A 13,539-nucleotide genomic window follows, 5' to 3' on the forward strand; every position below is an offset into this window, starting at 1 on the left:
GAATATGAGCCTGCCCGCTATCCTCACCGACAATCTCCGCCTGCCGGTCGTCGCCTCGCCGCTGTTCATTATTTCGCATCCAGAACTGGTGATCGCCCAATGCAAGGCCGGCGTAGTCGGTTCCTTTCCGGCGCTGAATGCGCGGCCCGCCAGCCAGCTCGACGAATGGCTGGCCGAAATCACCGAAACGCTCGCCGCCCATGATGCCGCCAACCCTGCGCGCAAGGCCGCGCCCTTTGCGGTCAATCAGATCGTGCACACGACCAACAAGCGGCTGGAGCAAGATCTGACCCTTTGCGTGAAATACAAGGTGCCGATCGTCATCTCCTCTCTCGGCGCGGTGCCCGAGGTCAACCAGGCGATCCACTCCTATGGCGGCGTGGTGCTGCATGACGTGATCAACAATCGCCACGCCAACTCCGCCATCCGCAAGGGCGCCGACGGGCTGATCGCGGTGGCGACCGGGGCAGGGGGCCATGCCGGCAAACTTTCGCCCTTCGCGCTGATCCAGGAAATCCGCGAATGGTTCGACGGCCCGCTCCTGCTGTCGGGCGCGATCGCCAATGGCGGCGCCATCCTCGCCGCCCAGGCCATGGGCGCTGACATGGCCTATATCGGATCGCCCTTCATCGCCACCAAAGAAGCCCGCGCGGTGGACGCCTACAAGCAGATGATCGTCGAAAGTTGCGCCGACGACATCGTCTATTCCAACTATTTCACCGGCATTCACGGCAATTACCTAAAGGGCTCGATCCGCGCGGTCGGCATGGATCCCGACCACCTGCCGGAAGCTGAACCCTCCAAGATGGATTTCGAAAAGGCGACCGAAGGCCCCAAGGCCTGGAAGGAAATCTGGGGCTGCGGCCAGGGCATCGGCGCGGTCAAATCCGTTCTCCCCGTCGCCGACCTCGTCGATCGCTTCGAGCGCGAATACAAGGCCGCCCGCGTGCGCATCTGCGGCTGAGACCGCCTTCGCTTTTTTCCGCGAAAACCGTCCGCCCGCGTCTTGCATTCCTGAAACTTTGATTGTATCAGCCCGTCATCGCCCGAACAGGCGATGACGGCGCTTCGCCGGGCCGCTTTAGCTCAGTCGGTAGAGCACATCATTCGTAATGATGGGGTCACGTGTTCGAGTCACGTAAGCGGCACCATTTTCCCTGACAATGTCCATTGATATCGCTGGCTCTCTGCGTGCCGCGTGCATGTTCGACAAAGTCCTGCGTTGAGCAAAACTGCTGCAAGCGGCTCAAATTACCTTAATTTTATGCGCTTATAATGTCTGCCGGAACGATGCAGCGCAGAGCATGTGCGACGAGGGTGGCGATGGCGGCGGAGCAGGGCGAAGACAAGCGCAAGACGCCGAGGCTCAAAGCATTCAAGGCCGGGCGTATCGTGTTTCATCATGGTGGGTCGACGATCGATTGCACCATTCGCAACCTGTCGGACGCCGGCGCAAAGCTGACGCTGGAACAGGCCCTGCTCGCGCCGGATCGGTTCCAGCTTCAGTTCCAGGATGGGACGATGCGGCCTTGCACCGTTCGCTGGCGCAAGCTCACCGAGATCGGCGTCAGTTTCGACGACGCCTGAGCCGGGCGCGATCCGTTCTGGCCTCAGTCCGGCGTCACCGCATCGAGAAAGCGGCTCAACCGATCGCCGTCTCCGAGCGGCTCCGATCCCATCTGCAGCGCCACCGAAAAGGCGATCGCCGAGGAGATGTCGTTATGCGAGGCGGCGCCGGCGCGGAGGTTCATCACAAGCGTCGGGCAGAGGAACAGCGCCAGTTTCAGCGTTTCGCGCCAGTCGTCCGGCAGCATGTCCCGGCTTTTGAGCAGCGCGAGCAGCGGCCGCCACAGCCGTTCGGCCTTCGTCTCCAGCAGCGCCTGCCGGACGGGGCTCAGATCCCAATCCGTCTCGAAAGCCAGGACGCCGTCGCGATAGGATGCGCTTGCCGAATAGCGCTGCGCCGCTTCCTGGGGGTCATAGAGCCATAGGGGATGGGCGAAGATATTGTGGAAGGTCGCCTTGGCTTCGGCGAGTAGCGTCGGCACATGCTCGCCGGCGAAAGCGGGGTCGAAGAAGGACAGGCTGGCGCCGCCCGCCTCGCGGCGTGAATACCAGACATTGGCGTTGTGCGCGTCGCCATGGGCGACCACGCCGCCCGCGTCGGCCAGACGGATCGGGTTCAGCCTCTCCGCAGCGCGGGCGAAGAGCGCGCCGAACGTGTCGCGATAGGCCTGGTCGTTGACCGTCACCTGCGCTGTCGAGAACGTCTCCCAGTCGAGGCTTGCGCCTGGGAACCGGAAGGTCTGGCCGATATAGAAATCGCGATAGCGCCCGCCGGGCGCCTGTCGCGTCGCGGGCTCGATCATCCGTTCGAAAAACAGCCGGTTGATCGGCTCGGCCTGGGCTTGAGCCGGGGTGATCGGATTCAGCGTCTCGTGATAGACGGCCAGCAGTCGGTCGTTCAACTCGCCTTCGGCAGCGACTGCCTCGGCGTCCGCGCGCGCGTCAGGCGCAAGATCGAGACCGCGCAGCACGTCGGAAAAGCGCGGATCGGAGCGCCTGGCATAGACGAGGATCTGCTCACCCGGCAGAACCGACATCATCACAGGTTGATCGACCGGCAAACCGGCCCGGGCAAGAATGTCGGCGCGGTAATATTCGCCCGTCATCGCCTCCTCGCCCTCCTCCTGATGGAATTTGAAGAAATAGGCCTGGCCATCCGCCTCGAAGAAGCCGTTCAGCGAATTGAGGCTGTATTGGTCGTGATTGATGGCCAGATTTTCCGGCGCGATGTCGAAGAGTTCGGACAGGAGCGCCGTCAGTTGCGCCAGCGCGCGCGGCTCGTCGCTGCGGGCCAGCGCGCGGATTTCGGCGGTGCGGCTTTTCGGCGTTTCGGACATGAACCGCTCCTAAAAAGATGGTTGGGATGACAACGGCTTATCGGAAGGAGCCGGGTGCATAACGGCTGCCGAGCGTATAGCGGCTGCTATAGGTGAAGCGGTTGACGGTGGCGACCGTCGAGCCCGTCCAGGTGCGGCGATGCAACAGCAGACAGGGCGCGCCGGCTTCGAGCGCCAGCATCCGGGCGGTCTCTTCGTCGGCGGTGATGGCGGCGATCACCTGTTCGACTTCGGTGAGCGGCGTGCTCTTCTGCAGGAAGTCATAGGTCGTGATCGCGGAAAAATCCTGCTTGTCGTAATCGGGGGCGAGGTCGGAATTGACGAAGCGCTCCTCGATCATCACGGGCATGTCGTTCTCATGATGCAGGATCATCGAATGGCCGACGGCTTTGCGCGTGGCGAAATCGAAGGCGGCCAGCAATTCCTGGCTGGGCTGCAGGCTTTCGAGCAGCAGGATGTCAGCCCGGTAGCGCGCCCCGCGCGTCCGGATCTCGCTGGCGATGTCGACGATTTCGATCAGCGTCGAATAGGGTTTTGGCGGCGCGACGAAAGTGCCGACCCCCTGGATGCGGACGAGATGGCCGTCCGAGGTGAGTTCGCGCAGCGCCCGATGCACGGTCATCCGCGACACGCCAAGCATCGACACCAGCTCGTGCTCGGACGGCACGCGCTGATCCTTGCCCCAGGCGCCGCTGATGATATGGTCGAGTATATACTCCTTGACCTTTTCATAGAGCGGGCCGGCCGTTTCAGGCAGGTTGGCCATGATCGCCTCCCAGTTCCGGGATGATGATGGTCTTCAGCCCTGCGGCGTGTCCGTCCAGTAGCCGGCGATAGGCGTCGGGGGTTGCATCGAGCGAAATGCGCGTTTCGATCAGCTGTCCGAGCGCGTCGGCGAGATCGGGCATCATCGCCACCGCCTCCGGCAATTCGTCTTCGAAGGCATGGCAGCCGATCAGCGCGATCTCGCGCTCCACCAGCAGGTTGGGATCGAGCGTGAGCTGGCCATGGGAGATGCCGACCAGCGCCAGCGCCCCGCCGCCGGAGAGCAGGTTGATCAGCGCGTCAAGCGCGCCAATGCTGCCGGTGGCGTCGAGCGCATAGCGCAGAGGCCGTCCGTCGAGCGCCGCCTCGATCAATGCGGCGTCGAGATCGACGCTGCGGGCGCCGGCGACATCGCCCACCAGCGCGGCCCGCGCCGTATTGCGCTCGGCGATCAGGATCGGCCCGTCATGCAGCCGGGAAAGCAGCAGCGCCGCCAATCCGCCGATCGGACCGCAGCCGGCGACCAGAACCGGCTCGCCGCCGGGCAGGCGCAGCCGCTTGACCGCATGCAGCGCCACCGCCAAGGGTTCGGCCATGGCGGCGATCTCGGGGGCGAGAGCCGAGGGGCATTGCGTCACCAGCCGGGCAGGCAGCACGCATTCCTCGGCGAAGCCGCCATCGCAGACCTCGCCGACAAAGCCGAGCTTTTCGCAGACATTGCGGCGGCCGGAGCGACAGGCGGCGCAGTCGCCGCACCAATAGCGGCTGTCGGCGGCGACGAGATCGCCGACTCTGAGACCCATGACATCAGCAGCGATTTCGGTGATCACGCCTGCAAATTCATGGCCCGCCACCGAGGGCGATCGGCTGATCCACTGGCCGGTGCGGAAATTATGAAGGTCGGAGCCGCAGATGCCGGCGGCCTTGACAGTGATCCGCACCGAGCCAGAAACGAGCGGCCCCGGCGCCGGGATGTCCTCGACGCGCAGGTCGCCCGCTTTGTAGAGCCTGACCGCCTTCATACCGGCCTCACTTCGGCAAATAGGCGTCGCGGACAGACGACACAGCGAGCTCATGCGAGGAGAAGCCTTCGTAGCGCGCCAGCAGCCGGGCATTATGGGCGAATTCCGGATAGGCGGAGGCGGTGACATAGCCGATTGACGAGCGCTTGACGAAGTCGGTGACCGACAGCGGCCCATAGGTGCGCGCCCAGCGGCTGGTCGGCAGCACGGCGTTGGGGCCGAGACCGAAATTGCCGATGGAGACAGGCGTATGCGGCCCCATCAGGATTTCTGCCGCCTCGGTGATCTTGCCGAGATGGGCGAAGGGATCGGTCGACAGGATTTCCAGATGTTCCGGCGCGTAATCATTGACGAAGCGATAGCTCTCTTCGAGCGACGGCGTCAGCACGATGCCGCCATAGGCGCCGCCGAGCACGGCGGAGGAGAAGGCCACCCGCTGTTCGGTCATGCGCGCCCAGTGTTCGGGCAGCGCCGCTAAAGCTTCCTCCGCCACCCGGCGCGAATGAGTGACGAGATAGGCTGAGGAGTCGGGGCCATGTTCGGCCTCAACCAGCAGGTCGAGCGCGGCGAGGCCGCCATGCACGGTGTCGTCGGCGAAGATCACCGCTTCGGAAGGGCCGGCCGGCAGGCCGGGATCGATAACGCCCGAGAGCAGACGCTTGGCGGCAACCACCCAGGGGCTGCCAGGGCCGACGATCTTCAACGCCGGCTTGATGGTTTCGGTGCCATAGGCGGCGGCGGCCACTGCCTGGGCGCCGCCGCATTTGTAGACGGTTTCGACGCCTGCGAGCCGCGCCGCGATCAGCGTCGCCGCATCCACGGAGCCGTCGGGCGAGGGCGGCGTGAAGATCGCCAGCTCCGGCACGCCTGCCACGACCGCCGGAACGGCGGTCATCATGGTCACCGACGGGAACGCGCCCTTGCCGCGCGGAATATAGAGCGCCACCGACTTGATCGGCGTGAAGCGGTCGCCGGCGAATGCGCCGGGGCGCATTTCCTTGAGCCACATGGCTTCGGGCTTCTGCTCTTCGTGGAAGCGCCTGATGTTGTCGATGCCGAAGCGGATTGCCCCGATCACCTCTTTGTCGACCAGGTCGAAAGCGGCGTCGAATTCGGCTTCCGTCGCCTTCAGGCGGTCTTCGGTGATGTCGGCGCGATCGAGTTCGCGGCCGAAGCGGGCGAGCGCCGCGTCGCCTTCGGTGCGGACGGCTTCGATGATCGGCCGCGCTCTGTCCATGAAGCTGGAGAGATCGGCTTCGGAGCGGCGCAGGAGCGCCGCGCGCTGGCTGGCGTCGAGGCTGGCGAGTTCGTGAAAGGAAACCTTGGTCATGGGAATGCCCTTGCAGACTGTTCTGGGAAGATGTCTATACATGTCTCGGCAGGACGTCAATGGAATGCCTAAAATTCCATCCTGCCTCTTGATTGATCAGATGGAGGCGAGATAGCCGCCGTCGATGGGAATGCAGACCCCCGTTACATAGCGTGACGCGTCGCTGGCGAGGAAGATGACGCTGCCTGCCACATCCTCCATCGCGCCGAAACGGCGTTGCGGGATCTTCTGCAACATGGAGGCGGCCCAGTCCTCGTTCTCATAGAAGACGTCGGTCATGGCGGTGCGGAAATAGCCGGGCGCGATGGCGTTGACCCGGATGCCGAGACCGGCCCATTCGGCGGCGAGCGCATGCGTCATGCCCATCAGTCCCGATTTCGACGAGCCATAGGGGGCAGCGGTGGGGACGCCGACATAGGAGGTCAGCGAGCAGAGATTGACGATCGCCCCGCCCTTCTCCATCCGCCGCGCCGCTGCCTGCGCCATGAAGAAGGCGCCCTTCAGATTGGTGTCGACGATCCGGTCCCAAAGCGCCTCGTCGACATCGAGCGAGGGGCGGATTTCCTCATAGCCGGCATTGTTGACGAGAATGTCCACCCCGCCAAGCGCCTCAATGGCCCGATCGACCGCAAGGGCGCAGGTGGACGCTTCCCGCACGTCGAGCGCAACCGCCGCCGCCTTGCGCCCGGCAGCCTCGACCGCAGCAACCGTATCCGTCAGCGACTGGACGTCGCGCGCCGTGACCACGACATCGGCGCCCGCCTCTGCGAGGCCGATCGCAATGGCCTGGCCAATGCCTCGGCTTGCGCCGGTGACGATTGCCTTGCGGCCGGTGAGATCGAATTGCCTGAGCGACATGGCGGCTTTCCCTGTTCTAGCAGGCGTGCAGGCTAAAACGGCGCCGGGCCTCATGCAAGGCCTTTGCTGTACATGCCTATACAACCGAAGCCGCATTTCCGGCGCGACTGTTGCGCCTGACCCGTTCGGCAGGAGCAAGAAAAGTCGATTTCATCACGTGTTATTCGCATTCGCGGCTTCGAAAGCGGAACAGCTTCGAAAGATCGGCGTTGTGGGTTCGCCAGGCAATTGGAGCCCCGCGCATGACCCAGCACATCGCCGCGACCCGAGCAGACGCCAGTTTTCCGAAAGGCGAGTTGCAAGACGACATGTCGGCCGTCCTCGATAGAAACATCGAAGCGCTCATCCGCAAGAAGGCGGACGACATTCGAAAGCAGTCGCAGGAAAGCCGCATCGCCGCAGCCATCAGCGCCTTTGCCGGCAGCATGACATTCGTCTATCTGCATATCGCGATTTTCGGGGCGTGGATCCTCGTCAATCTCGGCTGGCTGCCCTTCATTCCACCCTTCGATCCCACATTCGTGGCGCTGGCGATGATCGCTTCGGTGGAGGCGATCTTCATATCCACCTTCGTCATGATCAATCAGAACCGGATGGCTGCGCTGGAGGACAAGCGCTCGGAACTCAGCCTGCAGATTTCGCTGCTGGCCGAACATGAGACGACGCGGCTGATCAGTATGGTCGAGGCGATTTCGCGCCATCTCGATGCGCCTGCCGCAGTCGCCGACCACGAACTCGAAGATCTCAAGAAGAACATGCCGCCGGAACAGATCCTTGCCGAAATCGAAAAGAAGCAAGACCGAGACTGATGCGGGCGACTTCAGGACTGCGTCCCAATCCGGTCCGGTCCGGGAGGATGACGAGATGGATCGATCGCATCCATCGCTGTTGTTGATAAAATATTTTGCATTTGCTCAGAAATTCGGCGGAATTCTCCGCTCCCTTTCTGTCCTGCGCATGCGAAAACACTGCTGCAACGCAATATTCTGGAGTGTGAGATGAACTGGTTGAAAACAATCGCCGCCGCGGCCCTTCTGCAGGCTGGCCTTTTCGCGGGCGCGCAGGCCGGGGAGAATCTCGACGCCGTGAAATCCGCAGGTGTGCTCCGCATCGGCACCGAAGGCACCTATGCGCCCTTCACCTTCCATGACGCCAGCGGCAAGCTCGTTGGCTTCGACGTGGAAATCGGCCAGGCCATCGCCGCCAAACTCGGCGTGAAAGCCGAATTCGTCGAAGGCAAGTGGGACGGCCTGATCGCCGGCCTCGACGCCAACCGTTACGACGCCGTGATCAACCAGGTCGGCATCACCGAAGCCCGCAAGCAGAAATATGATTTCTCCGAGCCCTATATCGCCTCCAAGGCGGTGCTGATCGTCAAGCAGGGCAATGACGAGATCAAGGGTTTCACCGATCTCAAGGGCAAGACGTCGGCCCAGTCGCTGTCCTCCAATTTCGGCAAGATCGCCGAGCAGAACGGCGCCGAACTCGTCGGCACCGACGGCTTCGACCAGTCGATCCAGCTCGTGCTGACCGGCCGCGCCGACGCCACCATCAATGACAGCCTGTCCTTCCTCGATTTCAAGAAGCACAAGCCGGATGCGCCTGTCGCCGTGGTCGCCGAACAGAAGGACGCCGATTATTCGGGCGTGATCATCCGCAAGGGCGAGCCGGAACTGCTGGCCGCGATCAACAAGGCGCTCACCGACATCAAGGCCGACGGAACCTATCAGAAGATTTCCGACACCTATTTCGGTCAGGACGTCTCCAAGTAATCGTCTCCCAGACGATGTGATCTGATCAACGCATGCGCAAGCGCCCGGCGATCTCCGTCGGGCGCTGTTTCACGAGGATAAGACCGTGCCGCATTGGCTGCAATTGATGGCGGATTCGCTGCCGACCCTGCTTTGGGCGGGGTTGATCTTCACCATTCCGCTCACTTTGCTTTCCTTCACATTCGGAATGGCGCTCGGTCTTGCGACGGCGGTGGGGCGCCTGTTCGGCCCGGCGCCGGTGCGCGCCATCGCCCGCTTCTATGTCTGGATCATCCGGGGAACGCCGCTTCTGGTGCAGCTCTTCGTGATCTTTTACGGCCTGCCGAGAATCGGCATCCTGCTCGACGCCTTTCCGGCGGCGCTGATCGGCTTCACGCTCAATATCGGCGCCTATAGTTCCGAAATCATCCGCGCCGCCATCTCCTCGGTCCCCAAAGGACAGTGGGAAGCCGCCTATTCCATTGGCATGAACTGGCGCCAGGCGATGACCCGCACCATCCTGCCGCAGGCGTCCCGCGTCGCGGTGCCGCCGCTGTCCAACACCTTCATTTCGCTGGTCAAGGACACCTCGCTCGCCGCCGCCATCACCGTGCCCGAACTGTTTCAGGCCGCCCAGCGCATCGTCGCCACGACTTACGAGCCGCTGATCCTCTATATCGAGGCGGCGCTGATCTATCTCGTGTTGAGCTCAGTGCTGTCAGCGCTGCAGGCCCGGCTGGAAACACGCTTCGCCCGCTATGGCGGCATGATGGAGGCTCAGCGATGATCGAACTCCGCAATATCGAAAAACGCTTCGGCGACGCCGTGATCCTCAAAAATGTCAGCATCAGCGCGCCCGAAAGCGGGGTGACCGCGCTGATCGGTCCTTCGGGCGGCGGCAAGAGCACGCTGTTGCGGTCGATCAATCTCCTCGAACAGCCGACATCGGGCGTGGTGCGCATCGGCGCCGATGAAATCACCTTCTCGCAGGACAAGCGTCCCGGCTGGGCTGAAATCCAGAAAATCCGCCGACAGACCGGCATGGTGTTTCAGAATTTCCAGCTCTTCCCGCATCGCACGGCGATCGAAAATGTCATGGAAAGCCTGCTGACGGTGCTGAAATGGCCCAAGGATAAGGCCCGCGCCCGCGCCGTTGAACTGCTGGCCAAGGTTGGCATGGCGGCCAAGGCCGATGCCTGGCCCGCCACGCTTTCGGGCGGCCAGCAGCAACGCGTCGCCATCGCCCGCGCGCTTGCGCCCTCGCCGAAGGTGCTGCTCTGCGACGAGCCGACCTCGGCGCTCGATCCAGAACTCGCCGCCGAAGTGGTGGATGTGCTGGGTCAGCTCGCCAGGGAAGGCACGACCATGGTCATGGCCACCCATGATCTTCGCCTCGCCTCCAAGATCGCCGACAAGGTGGTGTTCCTGGAAGCGGGCAATGTGGTGGAGACCGGCCCCGCCCGCACGATCTTTGATGCGCCTGCCCACGAGCGCACCAAACGCTTCGTCTCCGCCATCATCGGCGGCGGTGACTATTCGATCTGACGGCGGTTTATCTCAGACCTCGCGGCAGAGCCTGATGATGATGGGCACAGCCGCCGCGGCGATCGCGGTGGCCAGTCCGAAATAGACCGTATAGCCGAGACCTTCGGCGATTTGTCCCGCCGCGACGCCGCCGATGATGCTGAGGCCGGAATCCATGCATTGGAACAAAGTGAAATCGACGCCCGCCTGGCGGGGATCCGACCAGCGCATGAACAGCGCGTAAAGCGCAGTGAAGCCGAGCGCCAGCATGGCCGACGAGCTGAGCAACGCAGCGCCGACCATCAGCCAGCGCGGAATGATGGCGGGGTCGCTCGCGGCGATGGTGAACAGGCTAAACGCGACGATCTGAAATCCAAGGCTGATCAGCAATGCGGCGCGGGCGCCCATGAGGCGGATCACCACGCCGCCGATCAGCGCGCCTGCTGCGCCCAGAAACAGCGAGCCCATGCCGTTGATCAGGCCGATATCCGACAGGCTGAAGCCGAGATCGACGAGAAATGGCGACAGCATTTGCAGGCCGAGCTTCTGGGCGGCGACATAGACGGCTGAGACGATCAGGCCCTTGCGGATCTCCGGCCGGGCGAGCGCTGCGCGGATCGATGGCGTGTGGGACCGCGCGCCTGACTGCGCAAGCCCACGGGTGATCAGGAAGAAGGGCAGGCCGAACAGCGCAAGCGATGCGGACATGGCGACAAGCGCGCCGCGCCAGTCGATGACGTCGACCAGCACCAGAAACAGGCCGCCGCCGATCGCCGCGCCGAGATAGGCCCCGCCGACCTGGGCGGTGTTGCCCCAGGCGTGATCGGCCTCGCGGAGATTTTCGACCGCGAAACCGTCGCAGGCGATATCGACCGTGGCGGCCGCGAAAGCGGTCAGGGCGAAGGCGGCGATGGTGACGGGCGAGAGAACGGGGCCCGCAAAGGCGACTGCCAGGAGAGCGACGATCGAGATCAGGCCGCCGATCAGGATGATCGAGCCCGAACGATTGCGACCGGAGGCGGGCAGGCGGAAGCGTTCGATCGCCGGCGACCACAGGAATTTCAGCGCCCAGGGCAGGGCGATCAGCGACAAAAGCCCGATCTGGTCGAGGCTTGCGCCCCGGTCGCGCATCACCGCCGGCAGGCCGGTCCAGGTCACGCCGCCGATGACGCTCTGGCTGATATAGAGACCCCCGATCGCCGTGGTGACGGCGACCGGGGAGAGTTTTGGCTTCAGGCTCGCGCCCATCAGAAGCGATACCGCAGCGAACCCATGATCGAGCGGCCTTCATCGCGGTAGCAATAGCCCGCCGAGCATGTCTGCTCGCGCTTGTTGAAGACGTTCTTGGCGTTGATCTGCAGGCTCAGGCCTTCCATCTTCTTGTCGATCGCCGCGAAATCATAGGAGACCGAAGCGTCGACCAGCGCGCGGGCGGAGTTCTTGAAGCTGTTGATGTCGTCGCCATAGCTCTCGCCGATGAAGCGGACGCCGGCGCCGGCGCCAAAGCCCTTAAAGGTTCCGTCCTGGACCTTGTAGTTGCCCCACAGCGCGAAGATATGGTTCGGCGTCGCCGACAGCTCATTGCCGTCGGTGCCTTCGGCGCCGTCGACGATCTTCATGCGCAGATAGGTGTAGGAGGCGATCCAGCCAAAGCCGTTGTCGAGGCTGCCGTTTGCCTCGATTTCGAAGCCGCGCGAATTCAGGTCGAGCTGGCGCTGTTTGTTGACGCCGGTCGAGGCGTCGAACACCACGCCGTTGTCCTGGTCGATGTCGAACACCGAGGCGGTGACGACGGCGTTCATGTCGGGGATTTCCTGCTTAACGCCGATTTCTATCTGCTCGGCTTCGGTCGGCCGCGCCACCCGCTTTTCATCGCTCGTCACGTCGTCATAGACGAAGCCGATATTGGGCGAGAAGGAGGTCGAGTAATTGGCGTAGGGCGTCGTGCCCCACTGGCTTTCATAGGAGAGGCCGACGCGCCAGGAGAAGGCGTCGTCCTTCTGGGTGGTCTTGACCGAAGACGCGTCCCAGCTGTCGGTGCTCACCCAGTCGTAGCGACCTGAGGCGAACAGCGTGAAGTCGTTCCACTTCAGCTGGTCGTGCACATAGGCGCCGACGCTGTCCATGTCCTGCTTGCCGGAAAAGGGCGCGCCGGCGGCCTCCATCGAGGCGGCGGAGGTGTAGTCGACGCCGCTATAGGCCGTGTAGGTCGCCCAGGAATAGTCGACGCCCACAAGCGCGGTGTGTTCGACCGGTCCGGTGTCGAACTGGAACTCCGCCGAATTGTCGACGGTGAAGTTCTTCATATGCTCCTTGTAGAGGCCCCAATAACGGGCGAGATCGGTTCCCGAGGCGTAGTGGCCGCTATATTGCAGGTCGGCGTCGGACTCGTCATAGCGGAGGTTCTGCCTGAGAGTGACGACATCGCTCAGTCGGTGCTCGATCTCATAGCCGATGCGGCCCTGTTCCTGGTCGAAATCGTTCCAGTTCTTGTCGCCTTCATAGAGGTGCGACACCTGGCCATAGGAGGGGTTATAGAAGGCGGCGGTGCCGCCGACGCGGAACTTCGAATATTCGCCGAGCAGGGTGATCTTGGTGTCTTCGTTCGGCTTGAAGGTGATGGCGGGCGCCAGATAGAGCTTGTCGTCGGGGTAGAAGGGTAGCTCGGTATTGCTCAGCCGACCCATCGAGGTGAAGCGATAGAGCAGGTCCTCGTTGCCTGCGACTGGACCGGAGAGATCCATGCCGACCTGATAGCGGTCATGCGTGCCGACCTGGGCCTCGATTTCGCGGAATTCCTCGTCCTTGGGACGCTTAGTCACCACATTGACGATGCCGCCCGGACCGGAGACGCCGTACAGCGAGGAGGCCGGACCCTTGAGGATCGTCACGCCTTCGATGCCATAGGGCTCGGTCTTGAACCAGGCGGAGGGGCCATTGTATTGGCGCAGCCCATCGCGGAACTGGCCATTGTAATAGGCCTGGAAGCCGCGCAGGAAGAAGGCGTCATAACGGCTGTCGGCGCCATAGCTGTTGGGATTGGCGCTGGCCGTATAGCCGAGCGCTTCATTGAGCGAGCGCGGCTTCTGGTCTTCGATCTGGTCCTGCGTCACGACCGAAATCGCCTGCGGGATCTGGATGAGCGGTGTGTCCACCTTCGAGCCGATGCGGTCTTCCTTGGCGACGTAGCCGTCCTGCACAAGGATGTCGTCGCTTTCGGATTCGATCACCAGCTTCTTGAGCTCTGTCGGCTGGCTGTCCTGCGCTGCCGCCCATTGCGGCGCGATCAGCGCGGCCCCGCTCATCAGCCAGATCGTGGTCGCTCGAATGGTGAAATGTCGCCCCATATCCTTCACTCCTTAGTCATGTTTTGACTGATTTGCGAA

13 protein-coding genes and 1 tRNA gene are annotated in these 13,539 nt (G+C 63.2%); 7 read left to right on the plus strand and 7 right to left on the minus strand.

The window, feature by feature from the left end:
• The first annotated feature begins 4 nt into the window (after positions 1 to 4).
• The 3 genes from E8Q41_RS10290 to E8Q41_RS10300 all read left to right on the plus strand — a co-directional run bounded on the left by E8Q41_RS10290 (position 5) and on the right by E8Q41_RS10300 (position 1,587).
• Positions 5 to 964 (plus strand): nitronate monooxygenase family protein, encoded by a 960-nt coding sequence (locus E8Q41_RS10290; RefSeq protein WP_137155450.1) that lies wholly within the window; start codon positions 5 to 7, stop codon positions 962 to 964.
• A 111-nt stretch (positions 965 to 1,075) separates the two neighbouring features.
• Positions 1,076 to 1,151: transfer RNA gene (locus E8Q41_RS10295), tRNA-Thr, on the plus strand.
• A gap of 172 nt (positions 1,152 to 1,323) precedes the next feature.
• Positions 1,324 to 1,587 (plus strand): PilZ domain-containing protein, encoded by a 264-nt coding sequence (locus E8Q41_RS10300; RefSeq protein WP_137155451.1) that lies wholly within the window; start codon positions 1,324 to 1,326, stop codon positions 1,585 to 1,587.
• A 23-nt stretch (positions 1,588 to 1,610) separates the two neighbouring features.
• On the opposite strand, the gene E8Q41_RS10305 is transcribed toward E8Q41_RS10300, so the two are convergent.
• The 5 genes from E8Q41_RS10305 to E8Q41_RS10325 form a co-directional block, all read right to left on the minus strand.
• A complete protein-coding gene (locus E8Q41_RS10305) occupies positions 1,611 to 2,903 on the minus strand; it encodes a hypothetical protein (RefSeq protein ID WP_137155452.1) in 1,293 nt (430 codons plus the stop codon).
• A 37-nt stretch (positions 2,904 to 2,940) separates the two neighbouring features.
• Positions 2,941 to 3,669: a histidine utilization repressor gene (gene hutC / locus E8Q41_RS10310; protein WP_137155453.1), complete on the minus strand. Its 729-nt coding sequence runs from the start codon at positions 3,667 to 3,669 to the stop codon at positions 2,941 to 2,943.
• Complete coding sequence (locus tag E8Q41_RS10315) at positions 3,653 to 4,690, minus strand: alcohol dehydrogenase catalytic domain-containing protein (RefSeq protein ID WP_137155454.1); 1,038 nt, start codon at positions 4,688 to 4,690, stop codon at positions 3,653 to 3,655. The genes hutC and E8Q41_RS10315 overlap by 17 nt, the downstream gene beginning before the upstream one ends.
• Before the next feature lie 7 nt (positions 4,691 to 4,697).
• Entirely contained in the window at positions 4,698 to 6,020 is a 1,323-nt protein-coding gene (gene hisD, locus E8Q41_RS10320; RefSeq protein ID WP_137155455.1) for a histidinol dehydrogenase, read from the minus strand.
• A 96-nt stretch (positions 6,021 to 6,116) separates the two neighbouring features.
• On the minus strand, positions 6,117 to 6,878 hold the full coding sequence (locus E8Q41_RS10325; protein ID WP_246660153.1) for a glucose 1-dehydrogenase: 762 nt from the start codon (positions 6,876 to 6,878) through the stop codon (positions 6,117 to 6,119).
• A gap of 308 nt (positions 6,879 to 7,186) precedes the next feature.
• Here E8Q41_RS10325 and E8Q41_RS10330 point away from each other — a divergent pair, with 308 nt between their 5' ends.
• The 4 genes from E8Q41_RS10330 to E8Q41_RS10345 all read left to right on the plus strand — a co-directional run bounded on the left by E8Q41_RS10330 (position 7,187) and on the right by E8Q41_RS10345 (position 10,174).
• Positions 7,187 to 7,687 carry a DUF1003 domain-containing protein gene (locus E8Q41_RS10330; RefSeq protein ID WP_246660156.1) on the plus strand — a complete coding sequence of 167 codons (501 nt, stop codon included), beginning with the start codon at positions 7,187 to 7,189 and terminating at the stop codon, positions 7,685 to 7,687.
• A gap of 189 nt (positions 7,688 to 7,876) precedes the next feature.
• Complete coding sequence (locus tag E8Q41_RS10335) at positions 7,877 to 8,650, plus strand: amino acid ABC transporter substrate-binding protein (RefSeq protein ID WP_137155458.1); 774 nt, start codon at positions 7,877 to 7,879, stop codon at positions 8,648 to 8,650.
• Positions 8,651 to 8,735: 85 nt separating this feature from the next.
• The gene (locus E8Q41_RS10340; RefSeq protein WP_137155459.1) at positions 8,736 to 9,416 is read left to right on the plus strand and encodes an amino acid ABC transporter permease; all 681 of its coding nucleotides are present in this window, start codon (positions 8,736 to 8,738) and stop codon (positions 9,414 to 9,416) included.
• Positions 9,413 to 10,174, plus strand: a complete 762-nt coding sequence (locus E8Q41_RS10345; RefSeq protein WP_137155460.1) for an amino acid ABC transporter ATP-binding protein — start codon at positions 9,413 to 9,415, stop codon at positions 10,172 to 10,174. Before E8Q41_RS10340 ends, E8Q41_RS10345 begins: the two co-directional genes overlap by 4 nt.
• 12 nt (positions 10,175 to 10,186) lie before the next feature.
• Here E8Q41_RS10345 and E8Q41_RS10350 read toward each other — a convergent pair whose 3' ends face one another.
• Together E8Q41_RS10350 and E8Q41_RS10355 are read right to left on the minus strand one after the other, a co-directional pair.
• The gene (locus E8Q41_RS10350) at positions 10,187 to 11,401 is read right to left on the minus strand and encodes an MFS transporter (RefSeq protein ID WP_137155461.1); all 1,215 of its coding nucleotides are present in this window, start codon (positions 11,399 to 11,401) and stop codon (positions 10,187 to 10,189) included.
• Positions 11,401 to 13,500, minus strand: a complete 2,100-nt coding sequence (locus E8Q41_RS10355) for a TonB-dependent siderophore receptor (protein WP_170976438.1) — start codon at positions 13,498 to 13,500, stop codon at positions 11,401 to 11,403. Before E8Q41_RS10355 ends, E8Q41_RS10350 begins: the two co-directional genes overlap by 1 nt.
• Between the last annotated feature and the right edge of the window lie 39 nt (positions 13,501 to 13,539).

The organism is Rhizobium sp. FKL33, from assembly GCF_005222915.1.
Lineage (GTDB): Bacteria > Pseudomonadota > Alphaproteobacteria > Rhizobiales > Rhizobiaceae > Rhizobium_E.

Bases quoted from the DNA above. Each gene is read 5' to 3' on its own strand.
- E8Q41_RS10290 (WP_137155450.1), top strand. From the start codon at position 5: ATGAGCCTGCCCGCTATCCTCACCGACAATCTCCGCCTGCCGGTCGTC.
- E8Q41_RS10300 (WP_137155451.1), top strand. From the start codon at position 1,324: ATGGCGGCGGAGCAGGGCGAAGACAAGCGCAAGACGCCGAGGCTCAAA.
- E8Q41_RS10305 (WP_137155452.1), bottom strand. From the start codon at position 2,903: ATGTCCGAAACGCCGAAAAGCCGCACCGCCGAAATCCGCGCGCTGGCC.
- hutC (WP_137155453.1), bottom strand. From the start codon at position 3,669: ATGGCCAACCTGCCTGAAACGGCCGGCCCGCTCTATGAAAAGGTCAAG.
- E8Q41_RS10315 (WP_137155454.1), bottom strand. From the start codon at position 4,690: ATGAAGGCGGTCAGGCTCTACAAAGCGGGCGACCTGCGCGTCGAGGAC.
- hisD (WP_137155455.1), bottom strand. From the start codon at position 6,020: ATGACCAAGGTTTCCTTTCACGAACTCGCCAGCCTCGACGCCAGCCAG.
- E8Q41_RS10325 (WP_246660153.1), bottom strand. From the start codon at position 6,878: ATGTCGCTCAGGCAATTCGATCTCACCGGCCGCAAGGCAATCGTCACC.
- E8Q41_RS10330 (WP_246660156.1), top strand. From the start codon at position 7,187: ATGTCGGCCGTCCTCGATAGAAACATCGAAGCGCTCATCCGCAAGAAG.
- E8Q41_RS10335 (WP_137155458.1), top strand. From the start codon at position 7,877: ATGAACTGGTTGAAAACAATCGCCGCCGCGGCCCTTCTGCAGGCTGGC.
- E8Q41_RS10345 (WP_137155460.1), top strand. From the start codon at position 9,413: ATGATCGAACTCCGCAATATCGAAAAACGCTTCGGCGACGCCGTGATC.
- E8Q41_RS10350 (WP_137155461.1), bottom strand. From the start codon at position 11,401: ATGGGCGCGAGCCTGAAGCCAAAACTCTCCCCGGTCGCCGTCACCACG.
- E8Q41_RS10355 (WP_170976438.1), bottom strand. From the start codon at position 13,500: ATGGGGCGACATTTCACCATTCGAGCGACCACGATCTGGCTGATGAGC.